Origin of the sequence: Rohdeia mirabilis (genome assembly GCA_007750655.1) — a bacterium.
Lineage (GTDB): Bacteria > Planctomycetota > UBA1135 > UBA1135.
The window spans coordinates 234808-249137 of sequence record CP036290.1; the positions used below are offsets into that span (position 1 = coordinate 234808).

General features: G+C 69.6%; 15 protein-coding genes and 1 pseudogene. 11 read left to right on the forward strand and 5 right to left on the reverse strand.

All coding sequences use genetic code 11. The annotated features are described in order from the left end of the window. Positions 1-158 precede the first annotated feature (158 nt). From norR to Pla163_RS00915, 7 genes are all read left to right on the forward strand, one after another. Positions 159-1724, forward strand: a complete 1566-nt coding sequence (norR, locus tag Pla163_RS00885; RefSeq protein ID WP_145182167.1) for a nitric oxide reductase transcriptional regulator NorR — start codon at positions 159-161, stop codon at positions 1722-1724. A gap of 475 nt (positions 1725-2199) precedes the next feature. Beyond that, entirely contained in the window at positions 2200-2595 is a 396-nt protein-coding gene (locus tag Pla163_RS00890) for a toxin-antitoxin system YwqK family antitoxin (RefSeq protein WP_145182170.1), read from the forward strand. Between the two features lie 417 nt (positions 2596-3012). Continuing rightward, complete coding sequence (locus Pla163_RS00895) at positions 3013-3606, forward strand: hypothetical protein (RefSeq protein WP_145182174.1); 594 nt, start codon at positions 3013-3015, stop codon at positions 3604-3606. Positions 3607-3867: 261 nt separating this feature from the next. Continuing rightward, positions 3868-4821, forward strand: a complete 954-nt coding sequence (locus Pla163_RS00900) for a TIGR01777 family oxidoreductase (protein ID WP_145182176.1) — start codon at positions 3868-3870, stop codon at positions 4819-4821. Positions 4822-5005: 184 nt separating this feature from the next. Further along, the gene (locus Pla163_RS00905) at positions 5006-5518 is read left to right on the forward strand and encodes a PH domain-containing protein (protein ID WP_145182180.1); all 513 of its coding nucleotides are present in this window, start codon (positions 5006-5008) and stop codon (positions 5516-5518) included. A 30-nt stretch (positions 5519-5548) separates the two neighbouring features. Further along, positions 5549-5902, forward strand: coding sequence for a hypothetical protein (locus Pla163_RS00910; RefSeq protein WP_145182183.1), 354 nt, complete (start codon positions 5549-5551; stop codon positions 5900-5902). Positions 5903-6270: 368 nt separating this feature from the next. After that, complete coding sequence (locus tag Pla163_RS00915) at positions 6271-7020, forward strand: 2OG-Fe dioxygenase family protein (RefSeq protein ID WP_145182186.1); 750 nt, start codon at positions 6271-6273, stop codon at positions 7018-7020. A gap of 164 nt (positions 7021-7184) precedes the next feature. Here the strand turns inward: Pla163_RS00915 and Pla163_RS00920 are convergent, their stop codons facing one another. Further along, positions 7185-7913 carry a LysE family translocator gene (locus Pla163_RS00920; protein WP_145182189.1) on the reverse strand — a complete coding sequence of 243 codons (729 nt, stop codon included), beginning with the start codon at positions 7911-7913 and terminating at the stop codon, positions 7185-7187. Between the two features lie 181 nt (positions 7914-8094). On the opposite strand from Pla163_RS00920, the gene Pla163_RS00925 reads away from it, so the two are divergent. The 3 genes from Pla163_RS00925 to Pla163_RS00935 all read left to right on the forward strand — a co-directional run bounded on the left by Pla163_RS00925 (position 8095) and on the right by Pla163_RS00935 (position 9743). Continuing rightward, the gene (locus tag Pla163_RS00925) at positions 8095-8694 is read left to right on the forward strand and encodes a hypothetical protein (protein WP_145182191.1); all 600 of its coding nucleotides are present in this window, start codon (positions 8095-8097) and stop codon (positions 8692-8694) included. Positions 8695-8992: 298 nt separating this feature from the next. Beyond that, positions 8993-9292: a hypothetical protein gene (locus tag Pla163_RS00930; RefSeq protein ID WP_145182194.1), complete on the forward strand. Its 300-nt coding sequence runs from the start codon at positions 8993-8995 to the stop codon at positions 9290-9292. A gap of 22 nt (positions 9293-9314) precedes the next feature. Next, the gene (locus Pla163_RS00935; protein ID WP_145182198.1) at positions 9315-9743 is read left to right on the forward strand and encodes a DUF7832 domain-containing protein; all 429 of its coding nucleotides are present in this window, start codon (positions 9315-9317) and stop codon (positions 9741-9743) included. A 34-nt stretch (positions 9744-9777) separates the two neighbouring features. Here Pla163_RS00935 and Pla163_RS00940 read toward each other — a convergent pair whose 3' ends face one another. Further along, entirely contained in the window at positions 9778-10443 is a 666-nt protein-coding gene (locus Pla163_RS00940) for a hypothetical protein (RefSeq protein WP_145182201.1), read from the reverse strand. 83 nt (positions 10444-10526) lie between these two features. Here Pla163_RS00940 and Pla163_RS00945 point away from each other — a divergent pair, with 83 nt between their 5' ends. After that, complete coding sequence (locus tag Pla163_RS00945) at positions 10527-12803, forward strand: serine/threonine-protein kinase (RefSeq protein ID WP_419186172.1); 2277 nt, start codon at positions 10527-10529, stop codon at positions 12801-12803. A gap of 132 nt (positions 12804-12935) precedes the next feature. Here Pla163_RS00945 and Pla163_RS00950 read toward each other — a convergent pair whose 3' ends face one another. The 3 genes and pseudogenes from Pla163_RS00950 to Pla163_RS00960 all read right to left on the reverse strand — a co-directional run bounded on the left by Pla163_RS00950 (position 12936) and on the right by Pla163_RS00960 (position 14282). After that, the gene (locus Pla163_RS00950; RefSeq protein WP_145182207.1) at positions 12936-13238 is read right to left on the reverse strand and encodes a hypothetical protein; all 303 of its coding nucleotides are present in this window, start codon (positions 13236-13238) and stop codon (positions 12936-12938) included. Positions 13239-13292: 54 nt separating this feature from the next. After that, positions 13293-14009, reverse strand: a pseudogene (locus Pla163_RS00955) (redoxin domain-containing protein); the annotation flags it as partial. Positions 14010-14021: 12 nt separating this feature from the next. Then, positions 14022-14282, reverse strand: coding sequence for a TlpA family protein disulfide reductase (locus tag Pla163_RS00960; RefSeq protein WP_145182213.1), 261 nt, complete (start codon positions 14280-14282; stop codon positions 14022-14024). Positions 14283-14330 lie beyond the last annotated feature (48 nt).

Consider the following 14330-nt stretch of genomic DNA (forward strand, 5'->3'; position numbering starts at 1 on the left):
ACTCCGTGGACTCGCGCTGCGCAGGGCCACACCTCTCTAGGCAGCAACCGTGCCGCGCCGCGGAACCCCGCTCCCCGCCCCCTGGGCACTATGGACCGGCCAAGGTGAGTCGATATGACACGCCGCGTACCGGTCGGCCGGGCACAATCGCTGTCGAAATGACATCACCCCTCGACCCCCTCGCCGGCCTGCTGCCCTTGGCCCTCGACATGACCGCGTCCCTCTCGGCGGCGGACCGACGCCGGCGGCTGGTGGAGGCCGTCACCCGCGCCCTGCCCTGTGACTGCGCGGCGCTCCTGCGACTCGAGGGCGACGTGCTCGTGCCGGTTGCCGCGATCGGGCTCTTGGCGGACCTCATGGGGCGGCGCTTCCGGCGCGGCGAGCATCCGCGACTCGACATCATCTGCACGGCGACCGACCCCACGCGCTTCCCCGCCGACAGTCCACTCGCCGATCCGTACGACGGTCTGGTCGAGGGGGCGACGGCCACTGCGAGCGGTGGAGTGCTGACCGGGCACGTGCACTCGTGCCTCGGGTGTCCGTTGATCGTCGAGGGCGAGCTGGTCGGCGTGCTGACCGTCGACGCTCTGCGCGTGGGAGCCTTCGACTCCGTGGGCGATCGCTACTTGGAGGCCTTGGCCGCGTTGGCGGGCGCGAGCCTGCGCACGAGCGATCTGATCGAGACGCTCGAGCGCACGGCCGAGCGCCAGCGGCTGGTCGCGAACGAGTTGGTGCGCGACGCGCTCGCCAGCCGCGGTGCGACGTTGGTCGGGGCGAGCGACGCGCTCACGAAGCTGCGCCGCGAGATCGAGTTGGTCGCGCCGAGCGACTTCGGCGTGCTCGTGACCGGCGAGACGGGCGTCGGCAAGGAACTGGTGGTGCGCATGCTGCACGCAGAGTCGGGCCGGGCCGATCGCCCGCTCGTGACGGTCAACGCGGCGGCGCTGCCCGAGTCGATCGTCGAGAGCGAGCTCTTCGGCCATGTGCGCGGCGCGTTCACCGGAGCCGAGACCGAACGCCTCGGTGCCTTCGCCATGGCCGACGGAGCGAGCCTGTTCCTGGACGAGATCGGCGAACTGCCCCTGCACGTCCAACCGAAACTCTTGCGCGTGCTGCAGGAGGGTGAATTCATGCGCGTCGGTTCGGACGCGGTGACGCGCGTGGACGTGCGCGTGCTGGCGGCCACCAATCGCGATCTGGAGGAAGAGGTGCGCGCCGGTCGGTTCCGAGCCGATCTGCTGCACCGCCTGGATGTGTGCCGCATCACCGTGCCGCCGCTGCGTGAGCGCGCCGAGGACGTGGCGCCGTTGGCCGGGCACTTCGCCGACGCCAACCGCGCGCGCTTCGGAACGGGGCCGGTGCGTTTCGCCGCGGACGCCCAGCGCGCGCTCACCGCCGCCGCTTGGCCCGGCAATGTCCGTGAACTCGAGAACACGGTCGCGCGCGCCGTGCTGCACGCTTCGTCGCGGGTCGAGCGCGGCGAATCCGTCCTCGTCAAAGCGAGCGATCTGGGCCGCATCGGTGAGGCCTATACCTTGGCGCCCGTGGTCGCGTCGTCGAGCGCGGGCGGGATGACGCTCGCCGAGTCCGTTGCGATCACGCAGCGTGCGAGCATTGAGCGCGCGGTCGCCGCGAACGCCGGCAACTGGGCCGCAGCCGCGCGCGAGCTCGGCGTCGACCGCGCCAACCTGCATCGGTTGGCGCGGCGCTTGGGGGTGAAGTAGGGCTCTCGGTGCCGAGGGCATTCGGTGCCGCACTCGCAGCATTGAATTGGACGCAGAGGTGTACCGGAGCAGTTCCGCTGAAGGTCGCCGCCACACTCACCTGACGGTGGGGCACAACCCCGTGGAAGCGGGCTGCTGCGACCCCTTCGCGTCGAGAAGGGCGCAGCGAGTGCGGCGCCTTCCAGCGCATCGCCCCATTGCTGATCAGCGACCCGCAAAGCCATAGAACCGTAGTTCGCCAGAGAATGTAGGCTCGAACGAGTTACTCCTGTGCGAGCGAACAACCAGATCGGACAGCGAATGAAGGCCAGGCCGCATTCAGACTCCGGGCGATGACCTTGCACCGCTGATCGTCGGTCGGCAAGCGACTCACCCGCGCCACACGTACAAGCGGGCTGGAGCTCAACTACACTTGATCGCCTCCCACCGGCAGGCCTCTCCACTCCAACAGATAGGCAACCAAGATCGAGATCCAATGAAAGATATCCCCGGCGTCGACGAGAACGGCAGTCCTAAGAATGGCCCCTTCAAACTGTTCTTCAAGAACGGCCTCATCTCTTGCCAGGGTGAGTTCGACAACGGAAAGAAGTCAGGAAAGTGGAAGTACTTTCTAAACAATGGACAGATGCAATCTTCAGGCAGCTTCAAGGACGGAAAGATCGCTGGACGGTGGAAGTGGTTCTTCAAGACCGGTGAACCGCGGGGGACGGGCGGCTTCGACGATGAAGAACAGAAGCATGGTGCGTGGAAGCGATACCACGCCAACGGCCAGCTTTGGGACGAAGGCCGTTTCGAACACGGCAAGAAGGTCGGCCCTTGGAAGGTCTACGATGAGGCGGGCGAGCTTCTGAAGACGCAAACATTCAAGTAGCAGAGCAGGCGCCCGGTCAACCTCTCATCGCAGCAGACGGTCCACTGCCCAGGCCGCCCTCGAGCGGGCACTCGTTCGACAGCGGGAGTCGGGATGGAACTCGACAGAACCGAGCGACTCGCAAGGATCCATGCAGTGTGGGCGCTGTTGCTCACAGGCGTAGCGGCTAGACTCGTCATGGCTGTTGGAGTCACACGAGACTGGAGGCTGATCATGCTCGTAGGTGTTGCGGTGCCTCTCGCCCTCGTTGCAGTCATCCAATGCGGTGCCGTGGCGCCACGAGCGGCCGAGCCGTACGGTGCCGCGAGCCGTACGGTGCCGAGCCGTACGGTGCCGAGCCGTACGGTGCAGCCGTACGGTGCCGCACACCAATCTGCTGGTGCACGACGCCGCATGCCCGAGTAACCTCTCACAGCCATGGCCATTGACCTGATGATCATGCCCCTGAGTCGCTACTTCTCTGGCGACTACATAACGCCCGCCATGCGGCAGGCGTGGTCGGTGGGCGCCAGCTACAAGATCCTCACCAGTGAAGGCGCGCGGGAGTGTCCGCCGGATGTTCCGTTGGGCGGCCTTGATGCGACCAGCAAGCGCCACGCCGCTCTGCCGGAGCTCATCGAGAGCCTCCGACTCTTGCCATTCGGAATCCCCGATTCTCTGTGGGACGAAGCATCCGATGTGGAGCCGTGCTTCTACCGTCTCGAGCTGAGCTCGCTGGAGATGCTCCTCGAGGAGGCCGCAGAAGCTCTCGTTGCGAAGCCGTCCTTTCTGGGGCGCTTGGTTGGCAAGAAGGCTGCGCCCTCTCACTTTCTTTCGGCGGAGATGTTTCTTCCTGTTCCGTTCTCGGAGCACTTCGCTCTCGGGAACACTCTCACTGGCTCTGTCCACACGGCAAAGAGAGAGCTCGAGTCCCACACGTGGTCGAGTGGGGCACGGCCTGCGTACGAGCACTGGATCGCAGCATTGGAGGACGCCATCGCGCTGAATCAGCCCCTCGTTGTCGACATGTAGTGCGCCATCGAGCTGCTCGTTGCAGTGGACCGAGCCGGCCGCTTCGAGCAGTGCCTCGGCCTCGGTGCCGCACTCGTAGAGTCGATTCTCACGCCGACGTGTACCGGAGCAATTCCATCGTCAGTCGCAGCCCCACCTACTCAACGACGGGGCCCGGCGCGCGGTAGCTCCCTTCTGCGGCACTCCTCCGCGCCGAAAGCGGCGCAGCGAGCGCGGCACCGCACTTCAGGTGGCGGGTTCGTGCCTGACGCCGTACCAACCATGAAGATCATCATCCCCGGAGGCAGTGGCCAGGTCGGCACGTTGCTCGCGCGCGCGTTCACGGACCGCGGCCACGACGTCGTCGTGATCGGTCGTCGGCCCGCGCCGGCGCCCTGGCGCACGGTCCAGTGGGACGCCGCCACCCACGGAGATTGGGCTGCCGAGTTCGACGGCGCCGACCTCGTCGTGAACCTCGCGGGCCGCAGCGTCAACTGCCGCTACACGCCCGAGAACCGGCGGCTGATCATGGATTCGCGCGTCGTGACCACGCGCCTCGTCGGCGAAGCGATCGCCGCTGCTGCCGCGCCGCCGCCCCTGTGGCTCCAGGCCAGCACGGCCACGATCTACGCGCACCGCTACGACGCGCCGAACGACGAGGCGACCGGCATCATCGGCGGCGACGAACCTGGCGCGCCCGACACCTGGAACTTCAGCATCGACGTGGCGCGCGCCTGGGAGCGCGAACTCGACGCCGCCGACACGCCGCGCACGCGCAAGGTCGCGCTGCGTTCGGCGATGACCATGAGCCCCGACGCGGGCGGCATCTTCGCCACGCTCCTGACGCTGGTGCGGCGCGGTCTGGGCGGAACCTGCGGCGACGGTCGGCAGTACGTCTCGTGGATCCACGAGACGGATTTCGTGCGCGCCATCGATTGGATCGTCGAGCACGAGGACATCGTCGGGCCGATCAACCTCGCCGCGCCCGAGCCCTTGCCCAACGCCGCGTTCATGCGCGAGTTGCGGCGTGCGTGGGGTGCGCCGATCGGGCTTCCGGCGACGGCGTGGATGCTCGAGATCGGCGCGGTGTTCATGCGCACCGAGACCGAGCTGATCCTGAAGAGCCGACGCGTCGTGCCGGGATTGCTGGTCGAACAGGGTTTCGAGTTCCGCTACCCGACCTGGCCCGAGGCGGCGAAGGAGCTGTGCGCGCGGTGGCGCCTTCGTGCGGGGTGATGGTCGGGACGTTCGGTACGGCGTCAGGCACGAAACTGCCACCGGCCGCCGAAGTCGCTGCGATTCGCAGCGACTCGGCGCGGCCGGTGGCAGTTTCGTGCCTGACGCCGTACCGAACGTCCCGACCATCACAGAGGGAGTAGCATGAGGCGTCCCCAACTCGCGAACGCTCCTGCCCAGCGCCATGCCGACCCTCGACGACGTTCTACGACAGATTCGCGCCCTCGCCTCCGCCGACACGTTCGGCACCACGAAGGAAGTCCGCCACCTGCCCGACGTGCTCTTCGACGACGAGCCGGTCCTCGGCATCACCTCGGGCATGATGGCGGGCGACACGTGGCTGATCGTGTGCACGGACCGGCGCGTCGTCCTCTTGAACCGCGGGCTCGTGTACGGGCTGAAACAACGCGAGATGCCGCTCGAGCGCATCAACTCGATCGAGCACTCGACCGGACTCGTGTTGGGCAGCATCGCGATCTGGGACGGTGCGGATCGCATGGAGATCCGGAACGTCGTCAAGCAGACCGTCATGCCGTTCGTGGACGCGGTGAATCGAGCGCGCGTGGCGCTCGGCAGCGAGCGTGCGAGCGGCGACGACCGGGTCACTCAGCTCGAACGCCTCGCCGACCTGCGCGAGCGCGGCGCCCTGACCGAAGCCGAGTTCGACGAACAGAAGCGGCGGGTGCTCGAGGCCTAGCTTCTGTTCTCTCGAGCGAAGACCGCTTCCATGACCAACCCCGACGCCGATCTCCCGCGCGATCCAGCCATCCAGCGCGAAGTGCGCATCCAGCTCGTCGAGCACGCCCAAGCGCTGCTCTGGCGGATGCTCGTCGGTGGCGTGGTCCTCGGAGTGATGTTCGCGTTCGCCGGAGCCGTTCGAATGGGCCCCGTCGGTCTGTTCCTCGGCGCCGCCCTGGGAGCAGCGCTCGGTGCACTCGGTGGCGCGCTCGTCACGCTCGTTCGAGCCAGTGCGTCGCACGACGCTGCGGGCGCAAGCACTGGAACGATCGCAACTGGACGGGCGCGCGACGAGGGCGCCTCGGGTGGGCGCCACCTTGAGGAGCGTCCCGACGCTCTTTGACGATCAGGCTGTTCTCGACGAGCGCGATCGATGACCGACCTTCCCGCAGAATCCTGCATCTCGCTGCGTCGCGGAGCTTGGTTCGTCTTCCCACACGGCAACCGCGTCGTGCGTGCTTGGGGTGGAGCGAGCGGCGCGGAGCGAGTCTACGTGGACGACCAACTCGTGGCCGAGGGGGGGGGCTGCGGCGCGGGAGCGTCCACACGTTTCCGATCGACATCTGTCAGTGTCGGCGCGGGCTCGCGCGTTCCCTCGGCGGATCGGCGTCCTGCCGGGTCCACCGGGCGAAGTAGTCGGTCGAGCCAATCGGTCGAGGTCGCGAGCAGGATCATCGTCGAGCGCTGTCGCGCGAGTCCTACACTCGCCCCATGCCCACCCCCTTCACTCCGCCCCACGGCGAGCCCGAACACGCCGGCGCCCACCTGCGCGAGCGCGGCTACACAGTCCTCGCGCCGCGCGGGCTCGCCACGCTGATGGGGGAGGCGGACGCGAGCGATCCGCTCGCGGCTCTTGCGCCGTTCTGGAGCGACCTGCCGATCGACGCGCACCTGCGCGACGGCGGCGCCTACCGGTTCCGGCGGCACGGTTCGTTCGTCGTCGAGGGCGGGGAGCTGCGCGGGGTCGAGCATCGCGCGCACTGGCAACCGCTCGACTACAACGCGCTGCACGGCGGCATCGAGCGCATGTTCGAGCCGCTGGCTCCCGCGCTCGTCGCCGATCCGCTGTGGGCGCGGCTGCTGTTGGCGCTGACCGAGCGCGCCAGCGAGTTGCGCGGCACGACCGGCCCATGGTTCGTCGAAGCGCACGCGTTCCGCATCACCACCGGCGACGGCATCGGCCGCCCGACGCCCGAGGGCGCGCACCGCGACGGCGTCGATCAGGTGGCCGTGATCCTCATGGCTCGCGAGGGCATCGTGGGCGGCGAGACGCGCGTGTTCGAGGCGAACGGCCCCAACGGCCAGCGCTTCACCATGACCGAGCGCGGCACGACGCTGTTGATCGACGACGCGCGCGCGATCCACGAGACGACGCCGATCCAGCCTCTGGAGCCGAACGGCGCCGGCCACCGCGACACGCTCGTGCTCACCTGGCGCTTGGGCGGCTTCCAGGAGCCGTGAGTCTTCATACGGAGTCGCACACCGTGCGGAAACTCTGGGCAAGAAAGTGCCGCACTCGACGGGCGCCGAATACCGCTCTGGAGCTCTCGAGAGCGGTTGTGCCGAAACGAGTGCGGCCCATACCTGCCCAGAGTTTCCGCACGGTGTGCGACTCCGTATGACGATCAGCTGGCGAGGGCGCGCACGAGCATCCATCCGCCCAGGCCGACGAGCACGAAGCCGAACACGGCGTCGACCAGCGCGCCGTTCCTGCGCAGCCAGCCCGCGGCTCCCGTTCCCGCCAGGACCAGCGCGACGACCACGTACCACAGGGTGTCGATCACCATGGCGACGCTCGCCACGCCGATGCGCTCGGCCAGCACGGCGCCGGGCGGCACGAGGTTGCTCAGCAGGGCGAGGAAGAAGACCGCGATCTTCGGGTTGAGGAACGCGATCAGGAAGCCCTCGCGAAAGCCGCCGCGGCCCGGATCGGCGACGGGGGAGTGGGCGAGCGCGGCCGCATCTGCGTCGGTCACTGCGTCGGTCGCGCCAGCGGTGAGCGGTGCCGACTCGGTCCCGCCGGAACCCGGACCCGCCGCCGCTCGCGGCGCCGACACCCCCTGTGCCGCCGTGCTCACCATCACCGCGCGCAGGATCTGCACGCCCAGGAACACGAGATACGCGGCGCCGGCCACCATCACCGGCCGCTCGATGAACGCGACCACCGCGCGCAGACCGATCACCGCCACGGCCGCGTAGATCCCGACCCCGAGCCCGTGCCCGACCGCGCACGCCACGCCGCGCGCGCGCCCGCCCGACACGGTGTTCTTGAGCACGACCGCGAGGCTCGGCCCCGGCGTCACCGCGCCGCTCGCGCACACGGCGGCGATCGTCAACCAGGCCTCGAGGTCCATCGGCGCAGTCTGACCGGGCGCGCGACTCGCGTCCACGCCAGCCGCTCGCGCTCCGGTGTACCGTGAGCGCCGACGCCCGGGTCGCGCCCGCGCCGGTCGCCCACGTCGGTGGGCGCGCGCTCCCGCACTCCGTCCGAGCGTCCACCGCTGCCGTCACCATCCAAAGCTTCAGAGCTCGACCATGCGCCTCCGCCTCGCCCCGCTCGTCGCCGCCGCCCTCTCGACCGTCGCCGTCGCCGCCGCCACCACGACCGCCGTCACCAGCTCGTTCGACTCCGCGCCCGCCGGCGTCCCGATCGTCGCGACCTCGGTGCCCCTGCCCCAGGTCGCGCTCGATCCGCACCTCCCGCTGCCGGCCGGTCGCCTGGGCGGGAGCTTCGGGCCGACGGCGGACGACCTCTTGAACGGCTCGCTCGTCGTCACCGAGGAGAAGCAGATGCGGCTCGTGTGGCGCGGGCTCTTCCGGGTGCCGTTCGACGCCTCGCTGTTCGACTTCCAGAACGAGGCCGTGATCCTCGTCGGCGGTGGCGCGCTGCAGACGGCGTCCTTCTCGATCAGCGCCGTCGAGCGCGTCGACGCGGAGTACGCGGGCTTCCTCTTCCTGCCCAGCGGGCCGTCGACCGAGACCGACCCCTTCCTCAGCGTGACGGCGACCACGGTCTTCGGCGGCATCCAGCCGTTCCCGACGCCGCCGGCCACCTACCGCGTGGCCGCCGTCGCGATCGACCGCGCGCTGCTCGACGACGTGGTCGTGCACCGCACCGCGATCTTCGCACCCTGACCAATCGCACCCTGAGCACTCGCGCTCGGGGAGCGCAGGCGTCGAGCTGGTCGGCCACGTCTCGGCCGCCCGGGCGCGGAGCCGCCAACTCCGAGCGCCCGGGCCAGTACGGCCGGTACCGAACTCTGGGTAGCGGCTCGCCCTGAGCGACATTGCGGTGCACCGCATCGGATGCCGCGATCTTGGTACCGTGCCTCGGACGCGAAGACCGACGTCGGTCGCACACCGTCGCCCCCGCGCGAGCGCCGTCACTCGAAGGGCGCCCGATCAGGCGACAGAGCGTCCAAGAGACAGCACCATGAGCAACGACATCCTGGACCGTATCCGCCGCGAACTCGACGACATGCGCGGCAAGGTCGACCACCTGCGCGTCAAGGCCTCCCTCGGCAAGATGGAGCTGCGCGATGCCGTCGCCGACCTGAAGCACACCTTCGAGCCGACCTACGAGAAGGCCCGTACCGCCGCCACCGAGGCGGCCCAGTCCGGCGCCCGTGAGACCCAGGCGATCGCGAAGAGTCTGATCGCCGGTTGGGACGAGGTGCGCCGCACCTACAAGGGCTTCGCGAAGGACGCGGGCGAGGACGAGTCGAAGGGCTGAGCGCCGTTCGACCCGCTTCCCCATGACGAAGCACGACGACGCCTCGTGGCACTACGGCGGCGACTTCCCGACCGATCTCCCCGACGAGGCTGGAGCGACGCACATCGGCATGTTCGTCGCGTGGGCGCTGCTCTCGGGGCTCGCGAGCGAGTTCTTCCAGGAAGAGTTGGCCGCTGAACTGGCCGAACTGCGCGCCGGATCCACGACGCCCGGCGCGTTCCTCATGGCTGCGTGCGACGGCAAGTTCACGGACGACGCGCTGAGCGACGAGGGCAACGCATTCGCCGCTGCGTACTTCAGCTCGGATCGAGGTGGCTACTTGGACGACTACATCGGCCTGGTCGGCGGCGACCACGACTCGCTCTACCACGTCCCCGACACCTGGACGACGTTCGCGATGCTGAAGCCCGACCTCGATCGACGCCTCGCCGCCTGGCGCGCCCAACGCTGAGAGGCGCGCGGGAGCGTGAACGCGCCGGGCTCCGCTATCTGAACGCTGCGCCGAACAGCTCGCCGAACGGCGCCCCTTCGTGACAGCTCAGGCACGAGTCGGTCCGACCGGACGAACGCACGTCGCCCGCGGGCCCGACCTCGGCGTAGGTCCAGACCCCGTCGGCGTCGGCGACCATGACCAACGTCTCGCTGCGGCCCGCCGGACGCCACGACACGCCATCGATCGTGACCACGTCCGCGGGCGGTCGGCCCGGGCCCGGCGGCGTCCAGCGCGTCGCCTCGTTCGTGGTCAGCACCAGCGCCTGGTGGGCCTGCGGCGCGCCGCTCTCGAGTCCGCGGTAGGCGGCGGGGTCGCGCGCCGCGAGACGGCCGAGGCGCACCGCTTCATCCTGAGTCTCGAGTCGACAGCTCACGGCCCGAACGGTCGTCGGCCCCGAGCCCGGGCCGGCGAGCGTCGTCGCCACGTTCGTCGGGACGACCGGCGTGAGCGGCATCCAGGTGGGTGAGTCGGCCACGACGGCGGCGATGTCGAGCGGTGGAGCGGGCGCGGAGAGGGTGTCCTTTGGCGACGCTCCACCTGGTCCGCGAGCGAGACCTGCGCCGAGCGTCGCGAGGCCGGTGATGGCGAGGGTCGTGGCGAGGAGTCGGACCGCGCCGGAGCTCGTCGCGGTGCACGGGGTCTGGGTTCGTTGTCGCATGCCACGGGAACGCCGGGGCTCGGCGCCGCGTTGGCACCTCTTGGTCCTGGCGTCGGGCCGTGCGACTTGCGGACCATGGCCCCGTGAACGAGCGCGACCCCCACGACTCCGAGTCGGCCACGCTGCCCTCCCAGCCGGACGCCCGTCCCCAGGAGAGCGCGGGCGATCGGATCGACCGCTACACGCTGATCGAGCAGATCGGCAGCGGCGGGTTCGGGAGCGTCTGGCGCGCGCGGCAGACCGAGCCGGTCCGCCGCGACGTTGCGCTCAAGATCCTGAAGCTCGGAATGGACACCGAAGAGGTCGTGCGACGCTTCGCGGCCGAACGGCAGGCGCTCGCGCTGATGGACCACCCCTTCATCGCGAAGGTCCACGACGGCGGTGCGACCGCGGCGGGCCGCCCGTACTTCGTGATGGAGTTCGTCGACGGCGTGCCGATCACGAAGTACTGCGACGACGAACGGCTGGGTGTGCGCGAACGGCTCGAGTTGTTCACGAAGGTCTGCGCGGCGCTCCAGCACGCCCACGCGAAGGGCGTCGTCCACCGCGACGTGAAGCCCAGCAACGTCCTGGTCACGAGCACGGAGTCGGGCCCGGAGCCCAAGGTCATCGACTTCGGGATCGCGAAGGCGCTCGAGGCGGACCTGAGCGAGCACACGCTGGTGACCGGCGAGCTGCAGATGATCGGGACGCCCGAATACATGGCGCCCGAGCAGACCGGGGTCGACGTCGGCGGCATCGACACGCGCGTCGACGTGTATTCGTTGGGCGTCCTGCTCTACGAACTGCTCACCGGAGCGCAGCCGTTCGACCTGCGCGGTGCGCTCCTGGACCTGGGCTTCCACGAGATGTTGCGCCGCATCCGCGAGGCCGAACCGACGCGCCCTTCGACCCGCATCGCGAGCGCGGGGGACAGCGGCATCTTCGTTGCGTCCATGAGGCGTGTCGGGCCGATGCAGTTGCAGAGCGAGCTGCGCGGCGATCTGGACTGGATCGTGCTGAAGGCGCTCGAGAAGGACCGCGAGCGTCGCTACGAAACGCCGGCGGCGCTGGCACAGGACGTGCGCAACCACCTGGACCACCGCCCGGTGGTCGCGATGCCGCCGAGCCGCGCCTACTTGGTCAGCAAGTTCGTGCGGCGCAATCGGATCCAGGTGATCGGCGCGCTCGCCCTCTTCGGCGTGCTCGTCGTCGGCGTGATCGGTACGGGTTGGGGCCTCGCGTGGGCGCTCGACGAACAGGACAGGGCCGAACGCGCCGCGGAGTCGGTGGGCGAAGCGAAGGATGCGGCGCTCGCGCTCGTGGACGAGCTCGAACTGGCGCGGGACGAGGCCGAGCAACAGCGCGACCGCTACCAGCGCGAGTACCTGCGCGCGCTCGAAGCCAAGTTCCTGATCACGGACATGTTCCAGGCCGTCGATCCGATCAGCGTCGACGGCGCCGACACGAGCCTCTTGCGGCGCGTGCTCGAGCGGGCCGAACGGTCGATCGTGGAACGCGAGGCCCGCGACCCGTGGGTCGACGTCGAACTGCGCAGCGTCTTCGCGGCGACGTACGCGAACTTCGGCGATCACGAGCGCGCGCGAGAGATTCTCGAGACCGCGATCGCCGACTTCGCGCCGCACGCCGAGGAGCGCGACGCCACGTTGCTCGACCTGCGGATCGAACTCGCGAGTGCCATGGTCCTCGGCGGCGCGTACGAGGACGCGGAAGAGTTGCTGGCGCGGATCCTGCCCGAGGTCGTGGCGAGCGGCGGGGGCGAGTCGCGCGCGATGATGAGGACGCTCGAACTGCGGGCGGAGCTCGCGGCGCGGACCGGTCGGATGCGCGCCGCGCTCGCCGACGGTGGGCGCGCGCTCGAGTTGCACCGGTCGGTGTACGGCGACACGTCGAGTCGCACGGCCGTCGCCATGGGGCGGCTGAGTGGTTGGTACGAGCTGGACGGTCGGCTCGAGCGCGCGGAGGAGCTGGCGACCGAGTCCCACGCGATCTTCGCCAGGAACCTCAAGTCGGACCCGATCTGGGCGTTCGAGGCGCTCGAGCGATTGGTGCTGATCCGCGCGCGCCTCGGGCACTTCGCGGCGAACCTGCCGCTCGCCGATGCGTACGTCGACGAGGCGGAACGACTCTTCGGTGCCGATCGTCCGGCCACGCTCCGCGCGCGGGCGGTGCTCGCGACCTACTACGCAGAGGTCGGCTCTCACGTACCCGCGATGCAGTTCCAGTCCGACGTCGTGGACGGTTTCGCACGGATCTACGGGATCGACGCCGCGCCGACCGTCGCCGCGCGCGAACGGCTCGCGGCCCTCGTCGAAGCGGCCGAAGCGTGGATCGACGGCGCGGACGCTTCCGGGCGCTGACGTGTCGCCGGACGGCGTCGGCTGCGCCCGGCGACGCACCGTCCTCGCGAACGGTGGTCGCTCGGACGGTGGTCGCTCGAACCGTGGTCACGGGGCGGGGCCGATCGTCGGGCACCGCGTTCGGGTGCTCGCTCAGCGCCGCAGCGGCCGCGCGTGCTCCTCGAGTTCCGCCGCGATCCGGGCGATGTCGGTCGCCTCGAGGCGTTGCGCGCCGCGCCGCACCATCTCGACGAACCAGGCGCACTCGGCCGGCGAGACCGGACAGCCGATGTTGCCCTCGGGGCCGTCGCTGGCGACCAGTTCGCCGCCGGTCGCATCGGTCACGACGGACCACGGGATGCCGCCGGTTCGATCACCGCGCAGTCTCTTCGCCACTTCGGCGCCGTGCGTGTGGCGTTCGGTGTCGATCTTCAGGAGGACGAAGTCGCGGGCCATCAGTTCCGCGACGACGGGGCGTTCCAGGAACTCCTGGAACTTGAAGCACCAGCCTCACCAGGGCGCGCCGAGGTGCACGAGCACGCGCTTGTTCTCGCGTGTCGCCTGTTCGAGCGCCGTCCTCCACAGCACCTCCGCGTCCTTCACCGGCACGCGATGCGCCTCGGCGAAGCGGCGCAGACCGGCACCGTCGAGGCCGGCGAGAGCCACGCTGCCGAGCACGTCACCGGCGGAGGTCAGCGCGACCAGATGCGCGCCGTCGGTCGGAACGCCGAGCGCCTCGACGAGATCCGCGTGCTCGGCCCGCAGGACGTTCGCGTTCACGTACTCGTTGAACAGGAAGCGTCCGAGATCGCGATCCCCCTTGGCGAGCGCGTCGAAGCCTCCGCGTGCTTCGGCGCCACCGACGATCGCGAGGATGCGTTGGTCCTTCCTGGTCGCCGTCGCGTGCGCCTCCGCCAGTGCCGGGTGGATCGCCGTCGGATCGGGTTCGGCCAGGAGGTACTCGATCGCGCGTTCGAGCTCGCCGTTCGCGAGGTCGGCGAAGCGCAGGTTCCCCGCTCGATCGATCAGGTAGTAGTCGGGGTAGGAGTCCACGGCGTACGCGGACTTGGTCGCGTTCGCCACGTCGATCGCGACCGGATAGCCGATCTCCTGCTCACGGACGAAGTCCGCCATCTTCTCGCCGCCGTTCGTCGTGTGCACACCGATGAGGACCAGACCCTGGTCCGCGTAGCGCCCGCTGAAGTCCTTCAGCTTCGGGACGCCCGCTCGACACGGGCCTCACCAGGTGCCCCAGAAATCGAGCACGACCACCTTGCCGCGCAGTTCGGTCAGATCGAGCGGCGCGGTGCCGTCCTCCCCGCCCGCGTTGAGCCAGTTCTCGACCGCGAGGGCCGGAGCCGTCCGTCCTTCGAGCGCGTCCTTCGCGCTGCGGTCGCCTTCCCGTGAGAAGTCCGCGTCCGTTCCTTTCGACTGCGCCGTCGCTCCCGTGGCCGCGAGGGCCAGGAGCGCGAACGCCGGCATCCATGTTCGTGTTCGCATCGGTTCGTTCCTCGTGCGACGCGTCGCTCGCTGCGAGCGGGATGCTCG

Excerpts from the sequence above, each read along its gene's own strand:
- norR (WP_145182167.1), top strand. The coding sequence starts at position 159 with ATGACATCACCCCTCGACCCCCTCGCCGGCCTGCTGCCCTTGGCCCTC.
- Pla163_RS00890 (WP_145182170.1), top strand. The coding sequence starts at position 2,200 with ATGAAAGATATCCCCGGCGTCGACGAGAACGGCAGTCCTAAGAATGGC.
- Pla163_RS00895 (WP_145182174.1), top strand. The coding sequence starts at position 3,013 with ATGGCCATTGACCTGATGATCATGCCCCTGAGTCGCTACTTCTCTGGC.
- Pla163_RS00900 (WP_145182176.1), top strand. The coding sequence starts at position 3,868 with ATGAAGATCATCATCCCCGGAGGCAGTGGCCAGGTCGGCACGTTGCTC.
- Pla163_RS00905 (WP_145182180.1), top strand. The coding sequence starts at position 5,006 with ATGCCGACCCTCGACGACGTTCTACGACAGATTCGCGCCCTCGCCTCC.
- Pla163_RS00910 (WP_145182183.1), top strand. The coding sequence starts at position 5,549 with ATGACCAACCCCGACGCCGATCTCCCGCGCGATCCAGCCATCCAGCGC.
- Pla163_RS00915 (WP_145182186.1), top strand. The coding sequence starts at position 6,271 with ATGCCCACCCCCTTCACTCCGCCCCACGGCGAGCCCGAACACGCCGGC.
- Pla163_RS00920 (WP_145182189.1), bottom strand. The coding sequence starts at position 7,913 with ATGGACCTCGAGGCCTGGTTGACGATCGCCGCCGTGTGCGCGAGCGGC.
- Pla163_RS00925 (WP_145182191.1), top strand. The coding sequence starts at position 8,095 with ATGCGCCTCCGCCTCGCCCCGCTCGTCGCCGCCGCCCTCTCGACCGTC.
- Pla163_RS00930 (WP_145182194.1), top strand. The coding sequence starts at position 8,993 with ATGAGCAACGACATCCTGGACCGTATCCGCCGCGAACTCGACGACATG.
- Pla163_RS00935 (WP_145182198.1), top strand. The coding sequence starts at position 9,315 with ATGACGAAGCACGACGACGCCTCGTGGCACTACGGCGGCGACTTCCCG.
- Pla163_RS00940 (WP_145182201.1), bottom strand. The coding sequence starts at position 10,443 with ATGCGACAACGAACCCAGACCCCGTGCACCGCGACGAGCTCCGGCGCG.
- Pla163_RS00950 (WP_145182207.1), bottom strand. The coding sequence starts at position 13,238 with ATGGCCCGCGACTTCGTCCTCCTGAAGATCGACACCGAACGCCACACG.
- Pla163_RS00960 (WP_145182213.1), bottom strand. The coding sequence starts at position 14,282 with ATGCGAACACGAACATGGATGCCGGCGTTCGCGCTCCTGGCCCTCGCG.